The following is a 26,843-nucleotide window of genomic DNA, read 5'->3' on the forward strand; positions in this document are numbered from 1 at the left end:
TGAAAAGTAGTCAATGAATTTTCTGAATCAAACGGAAACAACCACTGAACCAAATGCCGGGAGAGTGACTTCGAAATGGCCACCAATGATCCTAAGGTTCACCATAGTCCCTGTCCAAAAGTCCAAAAAAGGTTCCTTGGTTTTTAAACCTTGGGGAACAGCAAACCGAATGATTTTTTCTTCATCCGTTGGATTCCAAATTCCCAGATATCCTGCAGGGTTATAGAGGGCTGGCGGAAACTCATCTTCAAAGATACCAATGGGAACTGGGGTATAGGCTTGACACTCCCGATTTAATTGGAATGCCTTTTTCAAAAGATCCAACCTGTCCATTTCCAATTTTGTAAGATCATCAGAAACTAACAACATCCCGCCTGACACGGCCATGACGGAAGCCATGAGTTTGGTTTGTGCTTCGTTCATTTTGTTTCTTTTTTTGCGGACAAGAAGACAATCTGGATCATTCAGCCAAAGGTTTCTATGCATGGAGGCACGAGTGATGTCGTTAATGAGTGCGTTTCTTGTGCAGAGTGCATTTCGATCTTGTAAGAGGACTCGTAAGCGTTCGGGATTCCAAAAGGGCGCCACGTCACAAGAAATGCGCATTCCATCAAAGATTCCTACCGATGGCAACATAGGTGCTCCACATCCCAAAAGGAAGGTGTTTTTCCCAACTACTTTTCGAATGAGTTCTAACGCGTTCCGGTAACGGGCTTGTGGTGATAAGGTTTTGTTATATAAATCTCCAGGAAGGAGACCCGCATACAGAAAATCTAATTTTAAATAAGGATATCCCCACTCTTTGACTATAGTTGAAAAAACTTTTTCCAAATAAGCAAGAGCTGTAGGATGAGTGATGTCGAGTGCATAAGTATAACCACTTCCCCAAAGAGGTTGGTAGATGGCAGGCACCGGTTTTCCATTTTGATCTTTGAGTATTGCCTCTGGATACTTACGAAAGAATTCTGATTTTTTTCTAACAAGAAAGGGAGCAAGCCAGATCCCTGGTTTTAGTCCCACTCGTTTGATTTCATCAGCAAGGATCCGCATCCCACCTGGAAATTTATCATTGGGTACGAGCCAATCTCCAATTTCTTTTTGGTATCCATCATCAATTTGAAAGAATTCAAAAGGTAAATTAAGTTCTCTAACCTTTGTTAAATTGTCTAAAATGATTTTTTGATCAATTTTTGTGTAATAATAATACCAAGAACACCAACCAGTGGGGACTTTTTTTGGTAAGTTGGTAGGACCTTCTTTTTTTCCAAGTTCCTCAAAGTATTTGGCAAGTTTCGATTCTGGACTTCCTTTAAAAGGAAGGACTTTGATCTTTGCAATGCTTAGTTTTGTATGGGGGCGAAGGTCAGGCAAACAATGGATATCATAAATTGCCTTAACGGATGTTACATTTCCTTCGTTTCCAAAAACGACTTCGAATTTAGTTCCGAATTCTCCCTGTTCGATGGGCGCGTAAAGAATTCCAACCCCGCTCACTTTATTAAAAACAAGAGTTAGATATTCAGAGATAAACTTACCTACTTTGGATTCGTTTTTGGAATAAACATTCTCTTGTGAATATTGCAAAAAAGATAAAAAGGGAGGTTTGTCTACCGATGTACTTTCTACTTTTCTCGCAATGGACCAAGACTGGTATCCGTGTTGAAAGAGGGAAAACCCACCACCTTCTGGTAGAATGGATAATTCCAATTCTAAATGATCCACAGAAAATCCCACTTCGGGTCTAGTTGATTCCCGCCAAATGAGTTTGGGACTTAGGACAGTTCCCGTTTTGGGATCTGTTGTAGAAGAGAGTAAAAGCTCGAATTTTTTACATTCGGATTGGAAAACTCCTGCCTTAATGGGAAGGAAGTTCGAAATGGTGACGGAATTATGAACTCTGTATTGAATTTTCATCTTGGAAAAATCTATTTGATGATTTTGAAAGGGTAGTTTCCATAGTAAGCCATTATGACCCAAAAACGTTCAACTATAAAACCAGTAGTCTTACAAGGAGATCTGAACGAAGAATTTTTTGAAGCCTTTAAAAAGGATGACCGGTTGGCTGTGGATTGTGAAATGATGGGACTCAATCCTAGAAGGGACAGACTTTGTGTTGTACAAATTTCTGACTCTAAAAATAAAGTCGCTCTTGTACAAATCCTTCCTGGGCAAAAAGAAGCTCCACTCATCCAAAAGTTATTTGAATCCAAAGACATTACCAAAATCTTCCATTTTGCGAGAATGGACATGACTTTTCTCCGGGCAAGACTCGGGATTAAAGTTCAAAATGTTTTTTGCACAAAAATTGGTAGTAAACTGGCTAGAACTTACACCGATAAACACGGGTTAAAAGAACTCATCCGCGAATTTTTCGAAGAAAACATCGATAAAAAAAATCAAAGTTCGGATTGGGGAAAAAAGATCCTCACCAAAGACCAAGTGGACTATGCCTCGACAGATGTTCGGTTTCTAATTGCTCTTGAATCCATCCTCACCGAGATGATGATCCGTGAAAATCGGTTTGCAACTGCCGAACGTTGTTTTGCTTTTTTGGAAACCCAAGTGGAACTTGATCTTTTAGAAGTGCATAACCTTTTCGAACACTGATGGCTAAAAAACAACTTCCCCAATACCAATGTAAATCCTGTGGGGATAGTTTCAGTCGTTGGGCTGGGAAATGTCCGTCTTGTGGGGAATGGAACCAAATTGAAGAAGTGACAAACACTTCTTCTGGTCGGTTTGATTCGCCCACCCAACAAAAACCCAAGGACAGAAAGTATACAGATCCAAAATCCATCGGTTCTGTAGTGAGTGATGCTCATATCCGAACTTCCACAGGGTTTAGCGAACTCGATTTGGTTCTGGGTGGAGGAATTGTTCCCGGCAGTTTAGTGTTAGTTGGTGGGGAGCCAGGAGTGGGTAAGTCCACTCTTGTTTTGGAGATAGCCAAAAACATTGCAGGCGAAGGAAAGGTTTTATATATCTCTGGAGAGGAATCAGCATCCCAAATTGGACTTCGGGCCAAAAGAATGGGTGTTCATTCCGATAACATCCTTCTTTCTTCGGAAGTGTATGCAGAAAATATTTCGCAAATGATTTCTGATCTAAATCCCAAAGTGGTTTTTATCGATTCCATCCAAACCATTCTAAAAGAAAGTTTAGTCAACCAAGCAGGAACCATCACTCAGCTCCGCGAGTCTTCGCAAATCTTTTTAGAGACTGCAAAACGCACCTCGGTTCCCATTTTTCTCATTGGTCATATCACCAAAGAAGGCCAAATTGCAGGCCCTAAAGTTTTAGAACATTTGGTGGATACTGTTTTGTATTTTGAAGGAGACCGTTTTAATTATTACCGCATTCTTCGTGCTGTGAAAAATCGTTTTGGCGCTGTGGGAGACACAGCTATCTTTGAAATGGTATTTGGTGGTTTGAAAGAGGTTTTAGATCGCCATCGTTTATTCATTTCACCTGAATCAGAAGAACGTTCCGGTAGCGTATTGTCTTCTGTGATGGAAGGATCTCGTGCCATCAGTGTCGAAGTACAGGCGTTAGTGACCAAATCTTCTTATGGACAAGCACGTCGTATGGCGGAAGGACTAGACAATCGTCGTGTGATTTTACTCTCTGCCGTTCTTGAAAAGTATTTAGGATTTCCTTTATCCGAATCAGATATCTTTAGTAATCTTGCTGGTGGGCTTAGTATTGATGAACCCAGTCTTGATCTTGCCATTGCCGCATCCATAGCCTCTTCCTTTAAGGACAAACCAGTTGCAAGAGAGATTGGATTTCTCGGCGAGGTCGGACTTTCCGGAGAAGTGAGAAGTGTGGGTCAAATCAGTTTACGACTCAAAGAACTTGCAGGGATTGGAATCTCTAAAGTGTACATTCCGCAAGGGAACTTCAAAGAAGTAGAAGGAGTTTTTCCTTCTTTAGAGCTAACTCCCGTTAAACACTTGCAAGAATTGGGTTTTTAGGGAAAAGATTTTTAATTCTCGAATGGAGTCGAGTTTTACGAGGGAAGGATCAGGTGAATCACTGAAAATCCTGGCCGTGACCAAAGACTTCCAGCCGCACGATTGGTTCATCAGGTTCTTACTAGTCTAGAACATACAGCGTTAGTTAAGAACATCGTTCCGAAACATTTGCCTTAATATTGCCATAAGTTATTGACTCATGTCAATAATGTGAACTTATGTTGTAAAAAACATAGAAAGTTCAGGTGAAATATGAAAAAGAAATTAGTGATTGGGTTTTTAGCGACCCTTCTCTCCGTCCCCACCTCCGGTCTGTTTGCCGGTCCTCTTGATGGTCAGTGCATTGCACTTGTTCATGGGATCCTTGGTTTTGATGATACCCAAGGTTTAGCTGGTGGACTCGTAAAGTATTGGGGAGGCCTTGACGGTTATCTTCGTAGCCAAGGTGCAAAAGTCACCACTCCTGGAAGTTCTGCAAGCAATTCTATTCCTACTCGTGCCAGCCAAATCCAATCTGCAGTCTCTACTTGGATGACAGCAAACGGTTGTTCTAAGGTTCATTTGATGGGCCATAGCCAAGGTGGACTTGTGATTCGTTATATGGTATCCAATCTCGGATTCAATGGAAAAACTCAAACTGTCACTACTATCAATTCCCTTCACCAAGGGGCTCCGATGGCTGATATCGTTCTCGGAGTGATTCCTAGTTGGTTACAACCATTCGCAAACTCTGCACTTAGTTTACTTGCAAAGTTAGTTTATCGTGATGGTCGCCCACAAGATGTAATTGCTATGGGAAAATCACTGACTGTAAGTTACGTAAAAACTTTTAATACAAACTCTCCTAACAAATCGGGAATCAAATACTACTCTTATGGTAGTGAAATGGCTTGGGCTGATCTTGTCCAACACCCGATCATGGCACTCACTCACCCAATCACTTGGGCCGGTGGAATTTTCTATGGACTCGGTGGTGGTAATGATGGAGTGGTTCCACTCAATTCTCAAAAATGGGGAACTTGGAAAGGAACACCTTCTTCTTATTGGTTTGCCACAGGGATTGACCATTTACAAGCAACAAACTTGGCTTGGAGTGGACAAAACTTTTATGATGTGCAAGGTCATTACTTAAACATCGCCAAAAACGCAAAAGCTGGTTTATAAAACCCAGTGTCAAAAGCCGGATACCCATCCGGCTTTTTTATTTCCAAACAAATGATCGTCTAAATTCCTCAATAAGTTACGTTAGGTTTCAATACATTCAGAATGGATTTTAAAAAAATTATTATCGTTATTGTTATATTTCTTATTTTTTTCTTGGGTATACTTTACTTCCTAAAACAAGATTCTTCTTCGCAGGTGAAAGAATCCCTCACACCAGAAGAACAAATGGCAATGGAAAGGATATCTCCACTGGGAACTGGGGAAGGTTTTTGGGAAGAAGCGATTTCTCCCTTTCGTGAAGATAGAACCAAACCATACTTGGAGTTGTTAGACGATCTAAAGTCTGGTAAAATCAATTTTGTTTGGGAGGTTTGGGCTTTGCGTCGAAAGTGTAAAGCCGGTTATACTCCGGAACAGTGTAATGCAACCATCATTGCTTATATTGAAGCCGAATACGAATCACCAGATAAAGAAAAAGTAAAAGATTTATTTTTATCCTACTTCCGATATGAAGAAGAATATAGGAAATGGGAACAACCAACAGACCTATCCTTCGTTGAATTATATGAAAAAATCAAATCCAAACGACGCGACGTTTTGGGAGATAAGGCAGATTTGATTTTTGGAATGGAAGAATCCCAAGTGTCTTTTTTGGAAGGGACACAAAACTTTATCAAACAGTCTGCCAATCTACCGGCGGAACAACGAGTGAAACAGTTTGAAGATCTAAAAAGAAAAACTTACGGAACTTATTACGATTCATTGGTTTCAAGGGAAGATAAGTTCGACCATTACCAAATGGAGATGAGTCTTCGTGATAAAGAGTTTAATGCCATTACGGATCCAAAAGAAAAAGAAAAATATTTGAATCGAATTGAAATCAAATATTTTGGGAAAGAACGTGCGGCCAATTTAGCGGAAGAAAGAGCAAAGGAATCAAAATTTCAAGAGTCGTTAGTTAAATACGAAGCAAAAGAAAAGGAATTTTTAAGAGAGAATGTTAATCTTTCAGCTTCTGAAAAAGAAAAGAAACTAAAAGAAATTCGGATTCAATTTTTGGGTTCGGAAGAAGAAGCGGATGCTTATATCAGGAGAAAGAATATAGAAGAAGCGGGAAAATAAATTCCCGCGTTTTAAGTTTCTATAATAGACCGTTTCATTTTTAGTAAAGATCTATCATTCTCCGTTTTGACTTACCTTTTGGTTGTTTGGAGTAGGTTCTGATTTGTATTTTTCGTATGCATTCATTGTATCGATGTATTCATTCCCTGCATTCCAAACAATAAATCCGTGGCCAAGTGAATCTCTGGCCCCTTGCATTTGCACTTTGATATAATCTGTATAACTGAGTTTACTTGGGCCTACCATCATATTAAATCCTTGTACCCAAGCGATTGCTTTTGTTCCTTCTTTGGCACGTTTGACTGTCAGGTCGAGTCCATCCTTGATGGTTCCATAAGGATCTGCCACCCGTTTGGTTAATCCATAAAAATGAGATGGATACAACATAGGATAAAGTCCATTTAACTCTTCACTGAATGGTTCTACTTTTTGACCTATGACATCGTTTTCAATGAAGGGAACTCTACCAAATACATCTGCCGTCCAACGAGTGTCTTTCGAACAGCTGTCTTTCGTTTTTTCCTTATGGTCTTTTATGATTCCAAGAATGGATTCATAACGTTTTTCATAACTCATACTGAAATTAGTGCCACCATCCGCATATCTGATATAATCCAATTGAATTTCTGGAAAACCTAATTCACAAGCCTTACGAATTGATTTTTGAATGGACGCCATTAAATTTGTATTAGGTGTTTTTTCAATGAGTCCACCTTCAAAGTTGACCACTCTCGCGACCATATAAAAACCAAGGGCTTTCGCTTCTGCCACTTGTTCTGGAGTTGGCGGATGGGGTTGGATATCAACGACTGCCGTATTCATTCCTGCATCTTTCATCACTTGGAAGAGGAGGCTCCACCTTTTTTTATCACGAATGGTTTTGGTATTTACGTAGAGTCCTTCAATGAACTCAGGTGTGTTTCCAGAGGCATTTGAATTTTGCCTCTTCTCGATCTTGGATGCCGATTGGCAGGAGAATAAGAGTAGAAGGAGGATCGAAGTCGTAATTTGTTTCATGGTAGTAATGACAAGATTTTGACTAGGTGCTGAAAATTCAAATCGAATCGATTGACGAAAATGACTGGCTTTAAGAAAATTTGGGCATGTTAGAAATTTCCAATGACTTCAATTTAAAATCTTATGGTCGGTTTCCAGAGGAATTATCAGATCCTAAAAATTTTAAAGACCGAATGGTGGAAGTTTCCCGCCTTTTCCAAGGAATGGGTGAGTCCTATTTAGAACATTTGGGAGATGATTCAAAAATTAGTGGATCCGAGAAAAAGAATCTCATTGAACATTTGGAAAACATTTTACTTGTTCTTGTGATGCTTCGGAAAATTGATTTTTCTCCTGCCGATGAAGAAACTTATATTCGAAAGGATCGGGGCCTTTTTGAACTAAGACTACGTTTTACAGATGGTTCCGTTTGGGAATTAACTGGTTCCATTCGACCTGAGTACAAAATGAAACAAAGAGTATTTAAAGAATGGTTTAATACTTCTTTTTCAACCGATATCAAAACCTTTTATGCAATTTATGGGAGTGCTGGACTCGACAAACAGATCACTGCCGAAGAAAAAATCCAGATCACCAAACAGATTGACCGAATCATTATCGAAATTGTAGAAATGATTGTTTATATCGAAAGATTTATGTTGTTTCAATGAGTTGATTCCCTAAAAAAAGTTCGTTTATCGAACGATTACGGAACTAGTTGGTTTCTGTTGTATTATTAAATCAATAGGTGGAAACTCAAATCTTTCCCAAAACAATATTTTGCAATTCACTGTATATGGAGGATAGAATGGAATCTTTAAAAACAGGAATTACTTTTCATGAAGAATTTTTAAAACATAATACAGGTCCCGGTCATCCAGAAACTCACGTAAGATTGGAATCAATTTTAGACCATTTATCTGATTTACCTTCCGAAAATTTTATTTGGAACCGGAATTTTAAGGAAGCTCCACTTTCTATCATTTCTTCGATCCATGATCCAAATTACATTCGTTCGGTGGGAGCTGTTTGTGAAGAAAAAGGATCAGGATATTTGGATGGAGATACAGTTTTTTCATCTCATTCCTATTTAGCAGCGAGTCTTGCCGTGGGTGCCGGTCTTCATCTCGCCGATGAGGTCCTTTTGGGAAAGTTAAAAAACGGTATGGCTCTAGTCCGTCCACCTGGTCATCATGCCGAAGCAAGTCACGCAATGGGGTTTTGTATTTTTAATAATATTGCTGTGACGGCCAAATATTTACAATCCCAAGGGATCAAACGCATTTTGATTTTGGATTGGGATGTTCATCATGGGAATGGCACACAACACCAGTTTTATGAAGATGATTCGGTTTATTTTGTCTCCCTTCACCAATATCCTTTTTACCCGGGTACTGGTGCTTTGTCTGAGCGGGGTAGGGGGAAAGGACTTGGGACTACACTGAATTTTCCCCTGGCAAGAGGTGCTGGGGAATCGGAATACTTGTCTAACTTTATCTCGATCCACCGCGAAATGGAGAAATTCCAACCAGAGTTTGTTTTAATTTCTGCTGGTTTTGATGCTCACAAAGATGATCCGTTAGGTGGAATGAATCTTTCTACATCCTCTTATGAAGTTTTTACCAAAGAAGTAAAAAAAATTGCAGATACTCATTCAAATGGCAAACTGATCTCCTTTTTAGAAGGAGGTTATGATTTCCAAGCGTTAGCCGAGTCCGTAAAGTTACACTTGGAAACCTTGGCAAGTTAAAGGTCTAATCTTTTGATGCCACACCAAAAACTACTTTCACCCAATGGATGAGAGGTTTTGCGCTGATGATGGAAAAATGATTTTGTTTATTTAGTTCGAGTGTTCTTAACGCAGTGTTTGTCTTTTTGTTAAAAACTTTATCCGTCAAATAGGTAAGGCTTTTTTTCTCAACAATCCCATCACCAAGGAAATTCTGTAGCGGATTTTCAGCTCCTTCCATGAGAGCGTAGGCTTGGTAAACATCCGTCTCATCTAACTCACCAAAGTAGGTTTCTCCGAAGTATCCAGAAATAGTTTCGATCCAACCTTTTTCTTCCTTTCGAATGAGGCCAAAAGATAAGTCTTTAATGGCATCACTACGGAGATTCCCGATCATACCAATGATCTTAAGGGCTACATTGGGGCTTTTTTCAAATAAAAATCCTAACCAGAATCCAATTTTCTCTAGATATGAACCTTTGTTTGGTGCTGCTATCAGAATGATTTTTCCAAACTTACTAAGCCATTCTTTGTTCTCTAACTTTGCATGGTAAAGACTAGACCTAAAGATCAAACAACCCAAACTATAACAGATGATATCTGGTTTAATATTAGGATCTTCTGCAAAAAATACATCCAAAAGATGCATTAATTTTTTACCATTTTCATGAATGGGAAGCCCATGATTATAACGTAAGTAAAATGGATAGTAACCTTCTTGTTGTAATTCGGTAGCAAGTCCAGGAGAGGTAATCTTTCTTTCCTTATATTCCACAGTTTGTTCCTGCCACACGGTTTCATCGGTGAATAGACCTGGTAGGAAAAGAACGGATTTATTTTTTTTAGAAATTTTAAAATCAGCAATGGTTTCTTTTGCGGTGATGTCTTTACCAATCGTTCTAAAACTCATATCTATTTTTGTGAGTTTAAATTTTTGATCATGAGAACTTCCAAGAATACTTGATACCATCCGGTTATCGAACACCATATCATCACTTTGTTTGGCAGTGAGTTCCACTTTGAAAAGAGCTTTCTCGAATGCTTGGTTTGTATGTTCTATCGTTTTCTGTAGATTCTCATTGGACTTACGGCCAGTTTCTTTGACCTGGACACCTGCTTTTTGTAAAGCCTCCCTCCATTCTGGTTTATAAAAAAAAGCATTGGAGAGTAAATCTAATCCTCCACCTGTGCTTGTTAGGCTTCCTTTAACTAAAACTTGAATTCCTTTTAACAGGGAGTCTGTTGTCTTCTGGGTGAGAGAAACTGTTTTTCCGGCAAGGGAATTGATAAGGATTTGGATCACGGAGGAAGATTGTAACTCAGTTTCTTTGGAAAGCGAGTGAAAAAAGTAAGTGAGTTACCTTTTCCAGTCGGTTTCGAAGTCGCCTACTTGGCAAAGGATACTCGCTTTCGATTGAAGGTGAGTGAAATCGGGAAGTCGATGGAAAAGGGAAACTATTCCAAAAAGGGAGTCATTTGCATTGGGGAATCGTTCTAAAAGGAAATTGACTATAGTTGGAAAACCAATGTAAATTGGAAGTCGATAGAATTAAAACTAAACTCAATTTTGAAACTGAATGGATTTTGAACGCAGTTGCAAATAAAGCAAAAATCAGTAGAACAGCAATGTGAGTGAAATACCAGACAATGACTTGGATTTGTAAGCTTGCGACCTAGACAAAATCAGATCGAGTTCGAAATTTCAAACTTTAGATTCTCCAAATTAGAATTTTTATTGTTCTACACAAAGAAGGTAATAGGTGGCAGAGCAACTTCTCCCGCCACCATTTCGAAGAGCCGAATAGTTAGTGCTATTGGATGCACCTACCCTTCCACCATTACTTGCGGGTGATGTTGTGGTTCCGTTAGTCCAATCATTGCAACTATTTTCGCTTTGTGCCGTAGCTTCTTGCCAATAATTGGTTTGAGCAAATCCAGTCCAATATTCCTTCATGGTGCTTCCTGAATCAAAAGAATGGTTCAGGTAATAAGGATTGGTTGTGAAATTGCCTGAGCCATCTGCTGGTAAAATTCCTGCAGCATTGGAACTGAGTAAACTCGCAGAGTCATTCGCGCGAATATAAATTCTACCTGATTGGAAAACCCAATCGGTGTTTTCTCCCACTCCGCTATTTGTACAGTTGTCCGAAGTACAAGGTTTACGGTTGGTTCCATCCGTTAACATTGCTTTATAGGTTCCTGTTGCGGGTTTGTTCGCATCAGCATTACATTTTAAATCAGCACCGGCTGGACCATTGGCGGCGGCGCCTTGTAAGTTTCCATTGTAAGCTGTTGCGGTGACAAATACCATGTAGACTGTCGGTTCAATTCGAATGGTTAAATTCTGGTTTGCAGAATCCGTCCCATTGGTTGCAGTCACCGTATAAGTAGTTCCAGCTTGTGGATCGGCGGGTGTTCCAGATATCACACAACTACTTGTATTCAAACTGAGGCCATTGGGAAGGGTCGGTGCCACCGAACAAGAAGAATATGAGAATCCAATCGTTGGTGTGAGTGTTGGAGCGACCACATCTTCTTTGAAGATAAACGAACTACCTGTATAGGCGATGTTTATATTACGATGATTGATCGAGATACTTCCTGATACATTGTTATAAAAAGCATCAGTACTATTTGTAGTAATCGTCATCGTTGAGGTATCTAAAATTTGAGTGGCGGAGGCTAAACTAACAGTTTGTGTAACACTAAAGTTTGCAGGAGTAAAAGTTAGAACATTCGTCAACGGAGAGTTTGACCCGTTCACCTGTAATTTCGAAGATGTAAAAGTCAATGTAACGGTAACATTTGCTGTTGGCAGTTTGGCAAGGGCGATCCCAAAATTTTGGGAAGCCGGATAAGTCAAAGTTACGCTTGTACTGGAAACATTGATTTTGGCAGAAGAGGCAACGGAAACTGTCGTACTCGTGATGACAGGATTTAAACCACTCATAAGCGTAAACAAAAGTTCATCACGTGGATTCACTTGGTTACAAGAAAAGAACCAACCTAGACAAAGGAAGGAAACGAACAAATTCCATCGCATGTTTCCAACCCCCGTAAAATTAAAAACAAGTAAGTCACTTACCTTTCTCAATTATCGGAGAAAGAAAGGCAGTTACAAGTGAAATTCTTGGCTTAGATAATTGGATGACCTTTCTTTCAGTACTTCCCCTAGAAGATTACGTCCCATCTCATTGTCTTTGAAGCTGACAACAGTTCGAATCGAAAAAACACGAAGGGCATCCGAAACAGAAAGTGTTCCATCAGCAGAATCCTTTCTTCCAGAGAATGGAAAAGAATCTGGTCCACGTTGGCACTGAGCATTCCAATTCACACGAGCGACCTGGTTCACAAGAATATCAATGAGTTTGCCAACGGTTTTGGGATCTTTTCCAAAGATACTGGCTTGTTGGCCCATATTAGATTGAAAGATATACTCTAATGGTTCATCGACAGAAGAAAAAGGAACAATAGGAACCAGTGGACCAAATTGTTCTTCATGATACAAACGTGCGTTTGGTGAAACTGGTGAAAGAATAGCAGGGAACATAAAGGATTCATTGATTTCTCCTCCCCCAGGATTTAAAATCTTTGATCCATGAACCACGGCGTCATCTAATAGTTCACGTAACCATTTTGTTTTTCCTTCTTCCGGTAGTGGCGTAAAATTTACATCCGTGTCCCAAGGCATTCCTGCTTTCCATTTGGAAAACTCTTCCAAATAAAGTTTTGTAAATTCATCCAATACATCATTGTGAACAAAAAGAATTTTTAATGCAGTACATCTTTGTCCATTGTAGGCAAGTGAACCTGCGAGGATTTCAGGAACCATTGTTTTTAAATCAGTGTCAGGCAAAATAATTGCAGGATTTTTTGCGTTGAGTCCCAGAACGGATCTTAGGCGGTTTAGTTTAGGGTGTTTTTTGGTGATAAGATTGGCGGTAGAACTCGATCCAATAAACGCAAAAACATCAATTTTTCCAGATTCCATGATGGGAGAAATTACTTTTGCTCCTTCGCCATATACAGTATTAATTACCCCAGGTGGGAATGCTTTTTGAAAACACTCTAGTAGAGGTTGGAGGAGTAGCACTCCATACTTGGCAGGTTTAAAAACAACTGTGTTTCCCATCAGGATAGCAGGAATGAGCGTACAAAATGTTTCATTTAATGGGTAATTGAAGGGCCCCATACAAAGTACCACTCCGTAAGGGGAACGTTTGATTTGTGCAATGAGTCCTCCTTCTTTGATATAATTAGAAGAAGTTGTTTCGAGTTCCTGTAAAGAATCGATCGTATCTTCTAAATATTCAATGGTCCGATCAAATTCTTTTGTGGCATCCTTTTCTGTTTTGCCAATTTCCCACATGAGAAGTAAAATAATTTGGTTTCGTTTTCCCTTCATCAGCTCGATGAACTTTCGAACGGCATCGATTCTTTCTTTGGGTGTAGAGATAGGCCAAACACCTGTTCCGTGGTTATAGGCTTTGACTGCAGAGTCTAAAGCAAGAAGACTTTGTTTTTCATTAAAGTTGGGGTAAGAGCCTAGAATGACTTGTTCTTGTTTTCCATTTTTGTTTAAAAATATGGGCGATTTGACAATTTGTGATTCTCCTTCCCAAATTCGAATTTCTCCGTCGAGAAGGTATTCTTTTTGGTGGATGGGGCGAATGCGGTACTTTTCAGGAACGGAATCTTCAGTCGGAAAAACAAAGCTCATGATCCATGAATCGAATGGTGACCCGACTAAAAAAGCAACATTTTACGGAAAAGATCAGCCGATATAAAAAATATGGAACCATGGATGGACCAGAACAAAGAAGAGTGGGAGGCTTTGACCTTACGACTTTTCCGTCGTGTCGAAGAATTGGAATCACTCATGTTAGAAGTGCGAAGTGACCTCGTTCGTTACCGCGCTGTCCGTGAAGAATGGTATCATTGGCATACTGCCTGGAAGGAGGAATACGCCAAACGAGCCGTCGGCTGAATCGGAAAAATCGTTTTCTGTAGGACCTCTCTTGGAAAATTAGTCCTATCCCATTCGAAAAAGGAATTCCCATGGCCGAAAAACCTATGTCCCCCTTTGGTGAGTTAGCTCCCCAAACACCAGCTTCTCTTTCTGATATTAAAAAGAACATTTATGGAAGATACCTAGAAGAATTCAATGTAGGTGATATCTATGTTCACCCTCGTCAATTCACAGTGGACAGAAGTTTTGCCCAAGAATTCGCGACAGTGTTTATGGATGCAAACCCACTTTATCTTTCCGCAGAATACGCGAAAGCTCATGGATTTGCGGACTTACTAGTCCACCCACTGATGGTTTTCAACTTAGCACTTTCGATTGGTGTTCAAAATAACAGTGAAAAGGCTCTTGCAAACCTCGGTTATTATAACGCACAATTTTTACTTCCTGTTTATCCAGGAGACACTCTATCTTCTCGCACTAAAATTTTAGCAGTAGATGATAAAGGTCCAGACAAACCAGGAATCGTTCACGTAAGAACACTTTGTCTCAATCAAAAGAACGAAGTTGTTTTACAATACGAACGTAAAATCATGATTTACCAATCCAATGGAAAACCGAAAGGAAATCCAAAACCTGGGGATGCTTCTGCATTTTTTCCAGAGTCAAAAACTCCTGCACTCAAACTTCCTAACCTCAAATTCCCTACTGAGATGAAAGATGTAACTTGGGGACATACTTATTTTGAAAACTTCAAACCTGGTCAAATTTATGTTCACCAAAATGGAAGAACCATCACCGATGAACACTACCAATGGACATTCCGAGTTGGAAACACTCACCCACTTCATTATGATAAATTGTATTCTGCTGGAATTTCTGGCCCGATGGGTGGAGAACCAGTGGTTTATGGTGGACTCGTGTTTGGTTGGTTAGCTGGTATGGCTTCTCGAGATATTTCTGAAAATGCTATTTGGGAACTTGGATTCACTGAAGGATACCACACACAACCAGCTTTCTCTGGTGATACAGTCACTTGTATTTCTAGAATTCTCACTACGGAAGACAAAGGAACAGAATACGGAATCCCTGCTGGTGAAGTACAAATTCAGTTCATTGGTCTAAAAAATATCAAAGCAAATGATGCTTTGGATAAATTCGGTGCGGATCTTTTCCTAAAAGAAAATGATAAAAAGAAATTAGGAAAAGAAAAAATCCCAGAAAAAATCTTCGAAATTGAAAGAAGATTGATCATCAAAAAACAACCATAAGGTGAATTTATGAAAGTTACCATCCCCAAACGAATTCCGGACATGGAAGACATCGGGGATGGTGTCTTTAAAATTATTTTACCTCAACCATTTTACGCACCAAACAATATCTATCTTTATCAAGGAAACGATGGGTTAACTCTAATCGATTCCGGTTATATCGAATCCGTTCCCATGTTACAAGCATCCCTAAAAACAAAGGGATTTTCTTTTAAAGACATTCGCCATATTATTTATACCCACAACCATCTGGATCATATATCCTCCTCTTTAGTTTTGAAGTCGTATGCAAAGAATGTAACGTATTACGGTTACCGTTCGATGGCGGATGGGGTTGGGAATTATTTAGAATCCATGATGCTCTTTGAAGAAGCAACAGAAGATCTTTTTCATAAAGCATTTGGTGAAAAGGAAGAACTAAACCGAATTTTAGAGGAATCTCGTAAAGGATGGCGTCAGTTTTATAGTAAGTTTAGTGAAACTAAAAAGGGAGACCCTGTTTTACGAATTGATGTAGCCATTGATCATAACGATAGTTTGGAATTAGGGGGAAGGCTTTTTCGGTTTCTCCATACTCCTGGTCACAATTTATATCATATCACTCCTGTAGATCCTTCTACTGGGATTTATTTTTCGGGAGATCTTATCATTGCAAACCTTACTGCCATTTATTCGGAAATGGATGGGAGTTTAGGGGATTATTATTTTACACTTTCCAAACTTTTAGAAGAGCCTATCAAACGAATGTTACCTGCTCATGGTAGTGAAATTGAAGATCCTAAAAAAACAATCACTCTTGTGAAAAAAACGCTGAGTATTTTGGAGAAGGGTGTTCTTCGCCGTCTTAGGGAAGGGGAATCTGACTTAAAGGTTCTTATGGAAGCGGCCATTGGCAAAAAAGTTCATAATGGTGGTCATTTGCCAACGGCACTTGGGCTAGTTTACAGCATCATTCAAAAATTAGTTTTAGAAGGACAAATCCGTATCGAAAAAAGAGAGAATGGATATGAAATTTTTCATATTGTAAATTAATCGATGCTATGTAGGCATAAGATGATTCTTCTGAATTTTTTTTTGGAATCTTACTTCGGATAAACTGACTTAGATTCCAACTAGACTTTATCGAGTTTATGATTTGTTTGTTAACGATTTGTTTTTTTGTCCTTTTCGGGCAGCTGCCAAACTTCGATTTGTTTTCCTTTCCAAACTAAAAATCCCATCTTGTTTTCTAATTTTTTTTTATATTCCAAAATTCTGGAACTCGGCCATAACAATGTATCTGTAAACTCTGGTGCAATTGCCATGTAACAAACATTTGCTCTTTCGCAAATGGATTCTGCATTTTTAATTTGTTCAATTGGATAGGTTTTTACTTTGTCTGAGACAAAGAAGGAAAGGTTATACTGTGAAAATACGAAAATTTCTTTAGTGCTTTCATTGGCATTGAAAGATTGTAAGGGATTTGTTTTTCCTTGAGAATTTTCAGTTTTCTTCGAGACCCGAGGGAATGGTTCCTTTGGATTGGAAAGAAGGATTTGATTGAAATCTTGTAAGTCCGATTGGATTTCTTCCTGCATCACGGGATTTTTCCATGGGCTTTCTATTTTCGTATTCAATGGAAAATTTTGATCGAGTGAGTTTTTCCAAAAGAGACAAGTTAGTAGAAAGAAGGCAACTGTTGTTGTTATTTTTTTTCCCGATTGGATCCACAAGATCCCTGTATACAGGATAAAAGGAACTAGTGAATAACTGTAATACGTATATACTTCATGGTGCCATGGTCTTGAGGAAAATATATGTGTAGCGTATATAAGCCCAATTCCGAGAACTTCGGGTAACATTTGAATCATCCCGAGCCCACCACTGATGATTAACTCTAAAAAAATCTGAAACGATTTTTTATAACCTGTTACTTGTTTGAATGCGGAGTGGTATTCTTGGGTTAAAACATTTGTCCAAGTGATGGATTCCTGCAAATGATCCAATCTAGGATAGAGGAAAAAAACAAAACCGAACCATAAAAATATGATACTAAAGATCAGTATGAGTAAACGAAAGGTTACCCTGTCTTCAGTGGTGGACGAAGGTTCTTCGGTCACTTGCTTCGTATTCCGATTCTTTTTCCATTGATTGTATAAAAGTTTAATAGCCCTCGGTAAAAAAAATAAAAGAAGGTAGATTCCAATGTCTTCCTTTTGAGAAAGATAGAGAATGGTGCTTAAGATGAGAAGACTATAATTAGTCCACAAAAACTGAGATCGAGTGTTTTCTATTTCTTTCCTTTGTTCCCAAATATAAAAAAAGAAAAGTCCAAATACTAGGACAAGAACTTCGAAATGAAAACTAGATCCAAGTCTATAGAGATACAATTGGTTTGTGACGAGGACCCAAAAAACCAAGAATTGAATCCCTCTGGTTTTTAGATTTTTCTTTGCAATTTGGTATGCCCAAAAAATCCAAAGGATCGTTGCCAATTGGTAAACAAAAAATACTGCTACTGCAAGCCCCCACTTCTGGGGGATCCAACTGACAAAGGGTGTTAGAACTAGTAGTCCTGGTGCAAAGTGATGGTGGAGGTAACTCGCCTTCCCTGAATCTGAGTAGTATCCGCTCGAAAATCCTTCCCCTTTCGAAATGGAGAGGAGAATATCCGAAATACCAATATAATCCGCATCTTGAAATAAAAATGCTTCTGAGATGGCTTTTGTTAGTTGGAAGGCATGGTAAGTACTTCCTAATAAAAAAAAGATACAACTGATCCAAATCAGATAAGGAAGGTATGATATTTGAATTTCAGATAATAATTCAAAAGAAGTCTTTTGATCTTTGGACTTTTTTTCTTTCCAGAAGCTGATGATGGTGAGTAGGAGTATAAAAAGAAATACCCCCTTTTGAAAGGGGGCATGAAAGTTTTTAGGAGAAATAAAGAGAAAAGGAGAAACTAAACTGAATAAAAAAAATAAATAAACCACTTAGCGAATGAAGTAGAGAACCTTCCTCTCACCGATTCGCTCTCTGTTTATCTCCACACGGTTTCGATAGTAGTAACCTTTTTCAGGAAATGTTTTGGAGAAAAATTCGAATAGATCCATTTCAAATAACAACATACATTCGGCAACGTCCATCGCACCAATCGACATCGCATTCTTAGTGTCCACCATGACATGGCGAGAATTAATAAAATCCGGTTCGATTTCGTTTGCGATTAGATCAAAATTTGTTTTTGTGATGGTTCCACCAACTGAAGTTTTTTTCCCTCTGCTTTTGGCTTCCGAAATGATTTTTTTCGCAACTCTTGTGACTTCTTTATCATCTGGTTTTTTGTCCATAGAGGCACTTAGATCAGAACGAGCAGCTGTTACTTGTTCTAAAGCTTGGAAAGAAGCTGAGTCAAAGATATCCATCAAGTTTCTATAACCTGTGATGGTTTCCATATTGATTGATTTGTTATAGGACTCAAATTCTGAAGGAGTGAGAAGGTTCTTCATCGTTTGGATGAAGTTTTTTAGTGCGTATTCGGACTCCACCATCGGTGCCGAAATTCCAGAAACTCCGATCCTTTGGCAGATTCGGATGTCGTTTCTGGCTTCTGGACCACCGATTTTGACGTAGAGAGGTAAAATTCCAGCGGTGATCGTTTTTAAGAGGGAAATTTCCTCTTCACCCATATCCTCGGTTTCCGTTCCTGTTTTGATGCAGATAAAGGAATAGTTCTCTTTCATCTCCAGTAAGGTTTTTCGTAAAACGTGGATTGATGTTTCCATAAGTAGAAGATCTCCATGTATGGTATCGTCGATTCCCGAAAATAGTACAAGTCTTTTGCGCTTTTTTTCCCCCTTTCTTGACAGAAAATTCCAATTCCCTAGCTTCGAACCTATGGGAATATTCTCCACTATCTTCGGGTCCAAACCAAAACAAGATTCTAAAGAACCTCCAAAAGAGGGGGCGGCTGCTTCAGGGATTTCTTTCGGAATCATTGTGGTTCTTGTTTTTGCCTTCAAATCATCTATATTAGATGCTAATAATATTCCCTCTGGATCGATGATCCCCACACTTAAAATCGGAGATTTTTTGTTCGTAAACAAAATGCGTTATTCGTTCCGCATGCCATTTACGGAAAAAGAACTCTTCCGAATTGATGATCCTAAACGAGGAGACATTGTTACCTTCATTCCACCGGCAACGGCGTTGGCTCAAGAAGAATCGAGAACTGGGATTTTTGCTAAGCGTTTTGTCAAACGTGTGGTGGGCCTTCCTGGAGATACGATCCGCATTACTCGAAAGTATATTGATACTAAAGATAGGGGACGCGTACATTTTGCACTCATCGAGTATAAAGAAAAAGGTGCAGAAGAATTTTTATCTTACCAACCAAAGGAAGTTCCGATTGGCAAAGAACTTTCTGATTTAGATAATTTAGAAGCTACACAAAGAGCTTTATTTAAAGAAGTAAAACCTGGATTTGAACATTTCATTTTGGAAGGATTCGAAGACGATAGACGTGCCCATATCTTTGAGTATTGTGATTTTTTACATGGCTGTCAGATTCCTGAAGGCCAATATATGGTGATGGGCGACAATCGGGATGACTCTCATGATTCACGTGCTTGGGGATTTGTGAAACGAGAAGACATTTTAGGAAAGGCACTCATTATTTATTTTTCTATCGATTGGAAGGACTCTACTTGCGAATACAAAGATGGACAGGCATTAGCAGAAAAAGGTCCAGAGATTGCCGAACGATTTGAAGGTGACGCTTTGGATAATCGATGCCATTACACTGAAATATTTTCTTCACATAATTCTCGTTATAGAGATGATGAGTCTAGGTTCGGTTGGATTGAAAGAACCATCCGTTACCGGTTGTGGAGATTGAATGTTCGGTGGGATCGAATCGGTCGCATCTTAGAATGACAGGAGAATCTGAAAAACCATCCAATCAAAAACCGGAGAAGTCTCCAATGGCGATGGCTGGTGCGGGTTTTGAATTTGTTTCCTCCATAGTGCTTTTTGTGCTGGGGGGATACTACTTAGATGAGTATTTAAAAACAGAACCACTTTGGCTTCTTGTCGGTTTTTTCTTAGGTTTTCTTTTTGCCTTTTATTCTCTCATCAAACGGGCCAAAGAAAACGAATAAACATCGTATCCGTTCTGCTTTGTGGAAATCGCAATGCGTCCAAGGGAGTCTATCTGTTTTGAGAAAACTAGAAGGTAACTCCAAATAAGTTCTTGACGACAGACCTCTCCACAAAAGAATTTTAAGTGTAATGGCGAATCAGGCAACCACTAACTACGAGATCATGGATTCCATGCCCGTTCTTGGATTGTCTAGCTATGTCCTCTCTACCCTCGTCCTAGTCGTCGTTGTAGTCTCCTCATACATACTTAGCTTTCTGTCATAAAATTTCCTTCGTTTCCTCGGTCGACAGAAAGCTGAAAGTCGACGAGGAAACCACATAGGAGAGGATCTTTATGCGGGAACAAATTACCGTAAGTCAATATATCATACGTTTTTTAGAATCTAAAGGAATCACTTGGATCCCAGGTGTTCCTGGTGGGACCATATTACCATTATACGAAAGTTTGGTGGAGTCGAATATAGAGCATGTGTTAGCAAGGCATGAACAAGGTGCTGGTTTTCTTGCACAAGGGAGGGCAAGGAGCACAGGCCAAGTGAGCGCTGTATTCGTTTCTTCTGGTCCTGGGGTTGCTAACCTCATCACTGCAGTTGCTGATGCACAAAGGGATTCTGTTCCTCTGTTGGTTTTTTCAGGCCAAGTTCCTTTGGCATTAATGGGAACCGATGCTTTTCAAGAATTGCCAACAATGGACATCGTATCTCCCATTGTAAAAAAAGTTTATCAGATTAAAAATCCAAACCAAATAATCAAAACTTTAGAAGAAGCATATCATCTTGCTGGTTCTGGGAAAAAAGGACCTGTATGGATTGATTTACCGAAAGACATTCAAACACAAACAATAAATCAATCTTTTACGCACCTTGATTTCGATTCGCAAAAAATCGAACTTATGGCAGAGAGCGAAATATTAGAAGAAGAGGTAGTTGGGGGAGATATTGTTTGGTTTTTGCAGGAATTTAAATCATCGATTGAAGGTTCTAGATTCCCCTTACTATATTTAGGTGGTGGTGCAAAAAAAGAATACTTGCGGCTAAGAGAATTTGTATCTCGTTTCCAAATTCCGGCAGTTACAACACTAATGGGGTTGGGCATTTTTGAAAAAGATGATCCTATGAATTTAGGAATGATGGGTATGCATGGAACTGTTGCCTCAAATGAAGCACTTGGTGTTTGTGATCTCCTCATTGCCATTGGAGTTCGTTTTGATGATCGCGCGACAGGTGCTATCGAAAAGTTTTGTAACCAGGCAAAGATCATACATGTCGACATAGATGCTCATGAAATTGGTAAAAATAAATCAGTTCATTTGAGTTTGCAAAAAGATATTTCGGAAATTATGCCTTTTCTCATTGAAGAAGAGTTTTCCATTCATAATGAGAACGCACTCGCACAAATCAAAACTTGGAAAGAGATTCCTGAAAGTCATCCTATAAAAGATCTACTTTTAGATTTATCCTCTGTTTTACCTAAAGGGGATCATTATATTTTAACCGACGTTGGCCAACACCAGATGTGGGTGGCACAATACTTTCCGTTTTCAAAACCAAATTCTTGGATTACATCGGGTGGACAAGGCACGATGGGTTTTGGTCTTCCAACGGCGATTGGTGTAGCATTGAGTCACAAGGAAGCAAACGTATATTGTTTTTCCGGGGATGGTTCGATTATGATGAACTTACAAGAGTTGTCTACTCTAAGGGAACAGAATCTCAATGTGAAGATAATCTTAATCAACAATCAACATTTGGGCCTTGTTCGCCAACAACAGGATTTGTTTTACGGGAGTAAACATTCTGGATCTAAGTTTCATTTTCATCCCGACTTTTCTTTGTTATGTCAATCTTTTGGGATCGGATATTCGGAATGGGATTGGAGTTTAGGTACCAAGGAACTAAGTCGGTTTTTAGAAAAGAAGGGACCCGCGATGATCGAAGTAAGAATCCCTGCTAGTTGGGGTGTTTATCCATTTGTTCCAGGTGGTAAATCCAACCAGGAATACATTTTAGATCCGATGATAACGACAACATAGAATTTACGAATCCGAGGGAGTGATTCCCTCGGATCAACAAATGATTGTTAAATTGCTTTGCTGCCTTTTTCTCCACTACGGATACGGATAACTTCTTCTAGAGGCATAACAAAGATTTTTCCGTCACCGATTTTACCTTCAGGGCTTGTTTTTGCAGCCTTTAAAATCGCATCAACAGTGGGTTTAACGAACTCATCGTTCACCGCGATTTCTAAACGGACCTTTCTCAGAAGGTTCACTTGGTATTCATGTCCGCGAAATACTTCTGTTTTTCCTTTTTGTTGGCCATAACCTTGAACGTCACTAACGGTTAAACGATAGATTTCGTTTTTGGTAAGTTCGTTTTTAACTTCTTCTAGTTTGTGTGGTTGGATGATTGCAATGACTAATTTCATATTGATTACCTGATATCATATCCTTTTTCACCATGGATCTCTTGGTCGAGTCCTGTGATTTCTTTGTCTTCTTCGATTCTAAATCCGATTGTTTTTTCGATCACGAACGCCAGTATATAAGAGACTACAAAAGAATAAAATCCAGTAGCTACGACACTGATGATTTGGGCTGTCATCTGATCTCCCAATGTGATCCCTTCTGCAAGTTCTAAAGCAAAGTATCCAGTGAGAATTGCACCAAATGCTCCACCAGCTCCGTGAATTCCAAACGCATCGAGTGTATCATCGTATCGTAGTTTTCCTTTTAAGAGAATGGCCATATAACACACTGGAGATACTAAAACTCCCATAATGAGAGCCCCTTGGACACCGACATAACCAGAAGCTGGAGTGATGACAACAAGACCAGCAACAATACCAGAAGCAGCACCGAGTGCAGTCGCTTTTTTTGTATGTAACCATTCAATGAGAAGCCAACTTGCTCCTGCTGCTGCCGGTGCAATGAGTGTTACTAAAAATGCTCGTGCGGCTAGCCCATTGACAGAAAGACCAGAGCCTGCGTTGAATCCAAACCAACCAAACCACAAAAGCCCCGATCCAAGAAGCGTATAAGTCATGTTATTTGGGTGTGTTAATAAACCAGGATCACCTTTTCGTTTTCCGATCACGATGGCAGCAGCAAGTCCACCAATCCCTGAAATCAAATGAACTACAGTTCCTCCTGCAAAATCAAGGGCGTTCATTTTTAATAACCAACCTGAATCTGCCCAAACCCAGTGTGCTACCGGATCATAAACTAACGTTGACCATACGAGTATAAACACTACATAAGCAGATAGTTTGATTCTTTCAGCAATTGCACCTGAGATTAGAGCTGGTGTAATGATAGCAAACATACCTTGGAATAAAAAGTGAACGTAGGTAGGGATGGAACCTTTTACCGAATCAACATCAATTCCATTTAGAAATGCTAAATCGAAATTTCCGAAATAAGGGTTATCGCCTGAAAATGCAAAACTGTATCCGAAAATGGTCCACTGTAATGTCATAACAATGATGGCAACAAAACTATGCATCATAGTGGAGAGGACATTTTTGGAACGCACAATACCACCGTAGAATAGTGCCAACCCCGGAATCATAAAAAATACAAATGCCGAGGATACTAACATCCAAGTTGTATCCGATTTATCGATAGTAGGGGGGGATGGTAGTTCTCCTTCGGCAGCCAGGAATCCAGGCAAAAGGAAAAGGACAGATACCAACAAAGGCCGTAAGACCAGTTGTATATTCATTGTTTGCTCCAAATATCTTTTTCGTGATGTGAAATAAAATTCGTATCATTACGATTGGTTTCCTTCAAATGGCGAGTCAATTCTGCAAAACTAGGAACTTTTTTGTAAAAAAACTAGGGGATTTTGGAAGAAGGTCGCCTGATTCGTTTGGCTGTGGTAAGGCGACGGTATTGGGTGGCGGGTCTAGTTCCCCTCCCAAAGTCAGGGCGGGGAGATTGGATTCAAAGCCCACCCCCAAAGAAAATCAAAAAAACGACTAAAAAGAAATAAAAAGATTGAACAAAATTAAATTGTGCACAATCTAATTTGCATAGGGAGAACAAAAATGTCAGACGAATTTTACAAAATCAAAGTAAAACGAGGTTCCGAGGAAATTCCGATGGAGCAGTTTAAAGACAAGGTGTTACTCATTGTAAACACTGCCAGCGAATGTGGGTTTACTCCGCAATACAAAGGACTTCAAGAGACTTACGATCGTTGGAAAGGTAAAGGTTTGGAAGTACTCGCTTTTCCTTGCAATCAGTTTGGAGAACAAGAGCCAGGGACTGATGCAGAAATTAAATTATTCTGTGAGAGAACATTCTTAACAACCTTCCCTATTTTTTCTAAGTTGGAAGTGAATGGACCAAATACAGATTCGCTTTACAAACACCTTAAAACAAAAGCACCAGGGATTTTTGGATCTTTGGATATCAAGTGGAACTTTACAAAATTTCTGATCGATAAAAATGGAAACGTTGTAAAACGATATGCTCCCATTACAAAGCCAGAAGCTATTGAAAAGGATATAGAAAAACTTGTCCAAGCTTAAGGATCCTACAGATGAGGTTCTTCTTTTGAGGAACCAAATTTGTTTTTCTTTGTATTCCTCTATACATCGATTGATGAAGATATATCGTCCTCTTCTTGCGGGACTAGGCCTTACTTATCCGCAGTATCTTGTTATGTTGGTACTTTGGGAAGAGGAAGAAACAACTGTTAGTGGTCTTGGGGAACGATTGCAATTGGATTCTGGAACTTTGACTCCACTTTTAAAACGACTAGAACAAAGTGGAGTCATTCAAAGAAAAAGGAATCCAGACGATGAACGAGTAGTGATGGTTAGCCTCACAAAAAATGGAAAACAATTACGTGAAAAAGCAAAAACCATTCCGGAACAAATTTTTTGTTCATCAGGTATTCAGGAGAAGCAGGCGATTCAACTAAAGGAAATTTTGGATCAATTTGGCAAAATTTAAACAGAATTTTGTTTTACGAAAATAATTTCTTGTTTTCTACTTGACTGAATGATTGGAAAGAAAAAACAATCTAACATTCTTTAGGTCTACCTCATTTAGATTTTTAAAACACCAGAAGATACTTTAATATGTTAAGGCAACGTATATCACTCTGCTTCTGGATGGCCCTATTTCTTTTGTCCTGTAAAAATACGATTACTGACAATGCTTGTGATCCCAATGGACGTAAGTTTATTGATTCCGTATTATTAAAATGGATCAGTTTAGATTCAAGTCCCACTTGTGGCAAAGTGTACGTTTCTGCGATTCCTAAAGAAATTTTAGAATATTCCATCCCCAGCTTAGGAGTAGTCGGGATTATCAGTGGAAATCAAATTGTCATTACTTCGGAAACAATCGTTTCTATATCTTCCTATGTTGCAAATTTTAAAACAAATGGTATTTCTGTATCGATTGACGGGGTGGAACAAATCAGTGGAGTCAGTTCCAACTCTTATGCATCTCCTCTAAAATACATTGTGACCGCAGTTGATGGTAGTACAAAGGAATATACAGTTCAAATGATTGCGCCGCGTATCTTAGGGTCGGGTTCTCTTCGGCTTTGGTTTAAGGCAGACCAACTAACGCTGAATGATGGAGATGGAATTACGACTTGGTCGGATCTCAGCGGGTATGGGAATCATGTTGCACAAGCTAATGCTATACAAAGACCAGTGTTCCGGGTGAATCAAGTCAATGGTCTGCCGGCTGCACAATTTAGAAGTTCATTCGTATCTCGGATGGATATATCGTCTTCGTCCGTTGGAACTTATGTTACTGCTAGCGGTAGTGTATTTTTCGTGATGAGGTTAGTGCAAACAATCCCTGGTGGCGTAACGTTGTTAAATTTAGATTCTACCGGTGGTAGGGAGTTTTCTATCGATCATCCGAGTCCGGAATACTTACTTAGTAAAAATGGTACAGGTTTTTCCGCTGTTTCTGGATTTCCCTTACCAAAAACAATTTTTCTGGCATTAGGTTCTGTGCAGGTTTTGACAAACACGGCGCGGGAATACTGGAATGGAAATTTGAAGGGGCAAACTCCTGTTAGTTATGATTACGGTGGTGGGACAAATTCAATTCTATATCTAGGCAATGGAAATCTTGATGCCGACATTGCAGAAGTTTTATACTTCAATACCGACCTTTCGGAAGCTGAGGTTCAAAAATTATATTTTTATCTGAACACCAAGTATGGACTTTCTCCTTTATAGAAAGGTTTGTTCTATCGATTTTAAAATCTTTTGGTAAAAAGATGAACTTTCTTCTATAAAAAAATTACAATCCATAAATTCTTCATTACGAACCAACAAACATGTGATAAATGGAAGCCATTGGGTGGCGGGTGGATAACCCCACCCAGTCCAAATAGGGCGGGGATCTATACCTTCCAGGGGGCGGGTGGGGCGTGGCCCCGGGGCCCCCCGGCCGCGCCGGGGGCCCCTGGGTCGGACGACCGTCAGCCGGCCCCGCGTCCCGCGAG

24 protein-coding genes are annotated in these 26,843 nt (G+C 39.4%); 15 read left to right on the forward strand and 9 right to left on the reverse strand.

The genetic code is table 11. The features are described 5' to 3' along the window. Positions 1-27 precede the first annotated feature (27 nt). The gene (locus CH361_RS06475) at positions 28-1,914 is read right to left on the reverse strand and encodes a glycoside hydrolase family 36 protein (RefSeq protein ID WP_100789979.1); all 1,887 of its coding nucleotides are present in this window, start codon (positions 1,912-1,914) and stop codon (positions 28-30) included. A gap of 54 nt (positions 1,915-1,968) precedes the next feature. Between CH361_RS06475 and CH361_RS06480 the strand changes: the two genes are divergently transcribed. From CH361_RS06480 to CH361_RS06495, 4 genes are all read left to right on the forward strand, one after another. After that, positions 1,969-2,607: a ribonuclease D gene (locus tag CH361_RS06480; protein WP_100789980.1), complete on the forward strand. Its 639-nt coding sequence runs from the start codon at positions 1,969-1,971 to the stop codon at positions 2,605-2,607. Beyond that, entirely contained in the window at positions 2,607-3,974 is a 1,368-nt protein-coding gene (radA, locus tag CH361_RS06485) for a DNA repair protein RadA (protein WP_100789981.1), read from the forward strand. The genes CH361_RS06480 and radA overlap by 1 nt, the downstream gene beginning before the upstream one ends. Positions 3,975-4,226: 252 nt before the next feature. Further along, a complete protein-coding gene (locus tag CH361_RS06490; RefSeq protein ID WP_100789982.1) occupies positions 4,227-5,138 on the forward strand; it encodes an esterase/lipase family protein in 912 nt (303 codons plus the stop codon). A 195-nt stretch (positions 5,139-5,333) separates the two neighbouring features. Beyond that, positions 5,334-6,260, forward strand: a complete 927-nt coding sequence (locus CH361_RS06495; RefSeq protein WP_244279643.1) for a lipase chaperone — start codon at positions 5,334-5,336, stop codon at positions 6,258-6,260. Positions 6,261-6,314: 54 nt separating this feature from the next. On the opposite strand, the gene CH361_RS06500 is transcribed toward CH361_RS06495, so the two are convergent. After that, complete coding sequence (locus CH361_RS06500; protein WP_100789984.1) at positions 6,315-7,277, reverse strand: putative glycoside hydrolase; 963 nt, start codon at positions 7,275-7,277, stop codon at positions 6,315-6,317. An 86-nt stretch (positions 7,278-7,363) separates the two neighbouring features. On the opposite strand from CH361_RS06500, the gene CH361_RS06505 reads away from it, so the two are divergent. After that, positions 7,364-7,927, forward strand: coding sequence for a hypothetical protein (locus CH361_RS06505; protein WP_100789985.1), 564 nt, complete (start codon positions 7,364-7,366; stop codon positions 7,925-7,927). Between the two features lie 137 nt (positions 7,928-8,064). Continuing rightward, entirely contained in the window at positions 8,065-9,006 is a 942-nt protein-coding gene (locus tag CH361_RS06510) for a histone deacetylase family protein (RefSeq protein ID WP_100789986.1), read from the forward strand. Between the two features lie 4 nt (positions 9,007-9,010). Here CH361_RS06510 and CH361_RS06515 read toward each other — a convergent pair whose 3' ends face one another. The 3 genes from CH361_RS06515 to CH361_RS06525 all read right to left on the reverse strand — a co-directional run bounded on the left by CH361_RS06515 (position 9,011) and on the right by CH361_RS06525 (position 13,705). Further along, positions 9,011-10,288, reverse strand: coding sequence for an esterase/lipase family protein (locus CH361_RS06515; RefSeq protein ID WP_100789987.1), 1,278 nt, complete (start codon positions 10,286-10,288; stop codon positions 9,011-9,013). Positions 10,289-10,717: 429 nt separating this feature from the next. After that, complete coding sequence (locus CH361_RS06520; RefSeq protein ID WP_100789988.1) at positions 10,718-12,028, reverse strand: DUF1554 domain-containing protein; 1,311 nt, start codon at positions 12,026-12,028, stop codon at positions 10,718-10,720. A 72-nt stretch (positions 12,029-12,100) separates the two neighbouring features. Next, entirely contained in the window at positions 12,101-13,705 is a 1,605-nt protein-coding gene (locus CH361_RS06525; RefSeq protein ID WP_100789989.1) for an NADP-dependent glyceraldehyde-3-phosphate dehydrogenase, read from the reverse strand. Positions 13,706-13,789: 84 nt separating this feature from the next. On the opposite strand from CH361_RS06525, the gene CH361_RS06530 reads away from it, so the two are divergent. From CH361_RS06530 to CH361_RS06540, 3 genes are all read left to right on the forward strand, one after another. Continuing rightward, the gene (locus tag CH361_RS06530) at positions 13,790-13,972 is read left to right on the forward strand and encodes a hypothetical protein (RefSeq protein WP_100790060.1); all 183 of its coding nucleotides are present in this window, start codon (positions 13,790-13,792) and stop codon (positions 13,970-13,972) included. 71 nt (positions 13,973-14,043) lie between these two features. Beyond that, positions 14,044-15,222, forward strand: coding sequence for a MaoC family dehydratase (locus tag CH361_RS06535; RefSeq protein WP_100789990.1), 1,179 nt, complete (start codon positions 14,044-14,046; stop codon positions 15,220-15,222). 9 nt (positions 15,223-15,231) lie between these two features. After that, positions 15,232-16,254 (forward strand): MBL fold metallo-hydrolase, encoded by a 1,023-nt coding sequence (locus CH361_RS06540; protein ID WP_100789991.1) that lies wholly within the window; start codon positions 15,232-15,234, stop codon positions 16,252-16,254. Positions 16,255-16,364: 110 nt separating this feature from the next. Here CH361_RS06540 and CH361_RS06545 read toward each other — a convergent pair whose 3' ends face one another. Beyond that, positions 16,365-18,194 (reverse strand): DUF2079 domain-containing protein, encoded by a 1,830-nt coding sequence (locus CH361_RS06545; protein ID WP_100789992.1) that lies wholly within the window; start codon positions 18,192-18,194, stop codon positions 16,365-16,367. Next, positions 18,195-18,986, reverse strand: coding sequence for an aldolase (locus CH361_RS06550; RefSeq protein WP_100789993.1), 792 nt, complete (start codon positions 18,984-18,986; stop codon positions 18,195-18,197). A 112-nt stretch (positions 18,987-19,098) separates the two neighbouring features. Between CH361_RS06550 and lepB the strand changes: the two genes are divergently transcribed. From lepB to ilvB, 3 genes are all read left to right on the forward strand, one after another. Then, complete coding sequence (gene lepB / locus CH361_RS06555; protein WP_425268670.1) at positions 19,099-20,136, forward strand: signal peptidase I; 1,038 nt, start codon at positions 19,099-19,101, stop codon at positions 20,134-20,136. Continuing rightward, positions 20,133-20,360: an AtpZ/AtpI family protein gene (locus CH361_RS06560; RefSeq protein ID WP_100789995.1), complete on the forward strand. Its 228-nt coding sequence runs from the start codon at positions 20,133-20,135 to the stop codon at positions 20,358-20,360. Before lepB ends, CH361_RS06560 begins: the two co-directional genes overlap by 4 nt. A gap of 335 nt (positions 20,361-20,695) precedes the next feature. Next, positions 20,696-22,393, forward strand: a complete 1,698-nt coding sequence (gene ilvB / locus CH361_RS06565; protein WP_100789996.1) for a biosynthetic-type acetolactate synthase large subunit — start codon at positions 20,696-20,698, stop codon at positions 22,391-22,393. A gap of 47 nt (positions 22,394-22,440) precedes the next feature. On the opposite strand, the gene CH361_RS06570 is transcribed toward ilvB, so the two are convergent. Together CH361_RS06570 and CH361_RS06575 are read right to left on the reverse strand one after the other, a co-directional pair. Continuing rightward, positions 22,441-22,788, reverse strand: coding sequence for a P-II family nitrogen regulator (locus tag CH361_RS06570; protein WP_100789997.1), 348 nt, complete (start codon positions 22,786-22,788; stop codon positions 22,441-22,443). 5 nt (positions 22,789-22,793) lie between these two features. Continuing rightward, the gene (locus CH361_RS06575) at positions 22,794-24,083 is read right to left on the reverse strand and encodes an ammonium transporter (protein ID WP_100789998.1); all 1,290 of its coding nucleotides are present in this window, start codon (positions 24,081-24,083) and stop codon (positions 22,794-22,796) included. A gap of 325 nt (positions 24,084-24,408) precedes the next feature. Between CH361_RS06575 and CH361_RS06585 the strand changes: the two genes are divergently transcribed. The 3 genes from CH361_RS06585 (at position 24,409) to CH361_RS06595 (ending at position 26,574) form a co-directional block, all read left to right on the forward strand. Further along, positions 24,409-24,894 carry a glutathione peroxidase gene (locus CH361_RS06585; RefSeq protein WP_100789999.1) on the forward strand — a complete coding sequence of 162 codons (486 nt, stop codon included), beginning with the start codon at positions 24,409-24,411 and terminating at the stop codon, positions 24,892-24,894. After that, positions 24,881-25,321 carry a MarR family winged helix-turn-helix transcriptional regulator gene (locus CH361_RS06590; RefSeq protein ID WP_100790000.1) on the forward strand — a complete coding sequence of 147 codons (441 nt, stop codon included), beginning with the start codon at positions 24,881-24,883 and terminating at the stop codon, positions 25,319-25,321. Before CH361_RS06585 ends, CH361_RS06590 begins: the two co-directional genes overlap by 14 nt. Before the next feature lie 176 nt (positions 25,322-25,497). Further along, positions 25,498-26,574: a hypothetical protein gene (locus CH361_RS06595; RefSeq protein WP_244279645.1), complete on the forward strand. Its 1,077-nt coding sequence runs from the start codon at positions 25,498-25,500 to the stop codon at positions 26,572-26,574. The last annotated feature ends 269 nt before the right edge of the window (positions 26,575-26,843 follow it).

The organism is Leptospira brenneri (genome assembly GCF_002812125.1).
In the GTDB taxonomy this organism is placed as follows: domain Bacteria; phylum Spirochaetota; class Leptospiria; order Leptospirales; family Leptospiraceae; genus Leptospira_A; species Leptospira_A brenneri.

Bases quoted from the DNA above. Each gene is read 5' to 3' on its own strand.
- CH361_RS06475 (WP_100789979.1), bottom strand. From the start codon at position 1,914: ATGAAAATTCAATACAGAGTTCATAATTCCGTCACCATTTCGAACTTC.
- CH361_RS06480 (WP_100789980.1), top strand. From the start codon at position 1,969: ATGACCCAAAAACGTTCAACTATAAAACCAGTAGTCTTACAAGGAGAT.
- radA (WP_100789981.1), top strand. From the start codon at position 2,607: ATGGCTAAAAAACAACTTCCCCAATACCAATGTAAATCCTGTGGGGAT.
- CH361_RS06490 (WP_100789982.1), top strand. From the start codon at position 4,227: ATGAAAAAGAAATTAGTGATTGGGTTTTTAGCGACCCTTCTCTCCGTC.
- CH361_RS06500 (WP_100789984.1), bottom strand. From the start codon at position 7,277: ATGAAACAAATTACGACTTCGATCCTCCTTCTACTCTTATTCTCCTGC.
- CH361_RS06505 (WP_100789985.1), top strand. From the start codon at position 7,364: ATGTTAGAAATTTCCAATGACTTCAATTTAAAATCTTATGGTCGGTTT.
- CH361_RS06510 (WP_100789986.1), top strand. From the start codon at position 8,065: ATGGAATCTTTAAAAACAGGAATTACTTTTCATGAAGAATTTTTAAAA.
- CH361_RS06520 (WP_100789988.1), bottom strand. From the start codon at position 12,028: ATGCGATGGAATTTGTTCGTTTCCTTCCTTTGTCTAGGTTGGTTCTTT.
- CH361_RS06525 (WP_100789989.1), bottom strand. From the start codon at position 13,705: ATGAGCTTTGTTTTTCCGACTGAAGATTCCGTTCCTGAAAAGTACCGC.
- CH361_RS06530 (WP_100790060.1), top strand. From the start codon at position 13,790: ATGGACCAGAACAAAGAAGAGTGGGAGGCTTTGACCTTACGACTTTTC.
- CH361_RS06535 (WP_100789990.1), top strand. From the start codon at position 14,044: ATGGCCGAAAAACCTATGTCCCCCTTTGGTGAGTTAGCTCCCCAAACA.
- CH361_RS06540 (WP_100789991.1), top strand. From the start codon at position 15,232: ATGAAAGTTACCATCCCCAAACGAATTCCGGACATGGAAGACATCGGG.
- CH361_RS06550 (WP_100789993.1), bottom strand. From the start codon at position 18,986: ATGGAAACATCAATCCACGTTTTACGAAAAACCTTACTGGAGATGAAA.
- lepB (WP_425268670.1), top strand. From the start codon at position 19,099: ATGGGAATATTCTCCACTATCTTCGGGTCCAAACCAAAACAAGATTCT.
- CH361_RS06560 (WP_100789995.1), top strand. From the start codon at position 20,133: ATGACAGGAGAATCTGAAAAACCATCCAATCAAAAACCGGAGAAGTCT.
- ilvB (WP_100789996.1), top strand. From the start codon at position 20,696: ATGCGGGAACAAATTACCGTAAGTCAATATATCATACGTTTTTTAGAA.
- CH361_RS06570 (WP_100789997.1), bottom strand. From the start codon at position 22,788: ATGAAATTAGTCATTGCAATCATCCAACCACACAAACTAGAAGAAGTT.
- CH361_RS06575 (WP_100789998.1), bottom strand. From the start codon at position 24,083: ATGAATATACAACTGGTCTTACGGCCTTTGTTGGTATCTGTCCTTTTC.
- CH361_RS06585 (WP_100789999.1), top strand. From the start codon at position 24,409: ATGTCAGACGAATTTTACAAAATCAAAGTAAAACGAGGTTCCGAGGAA.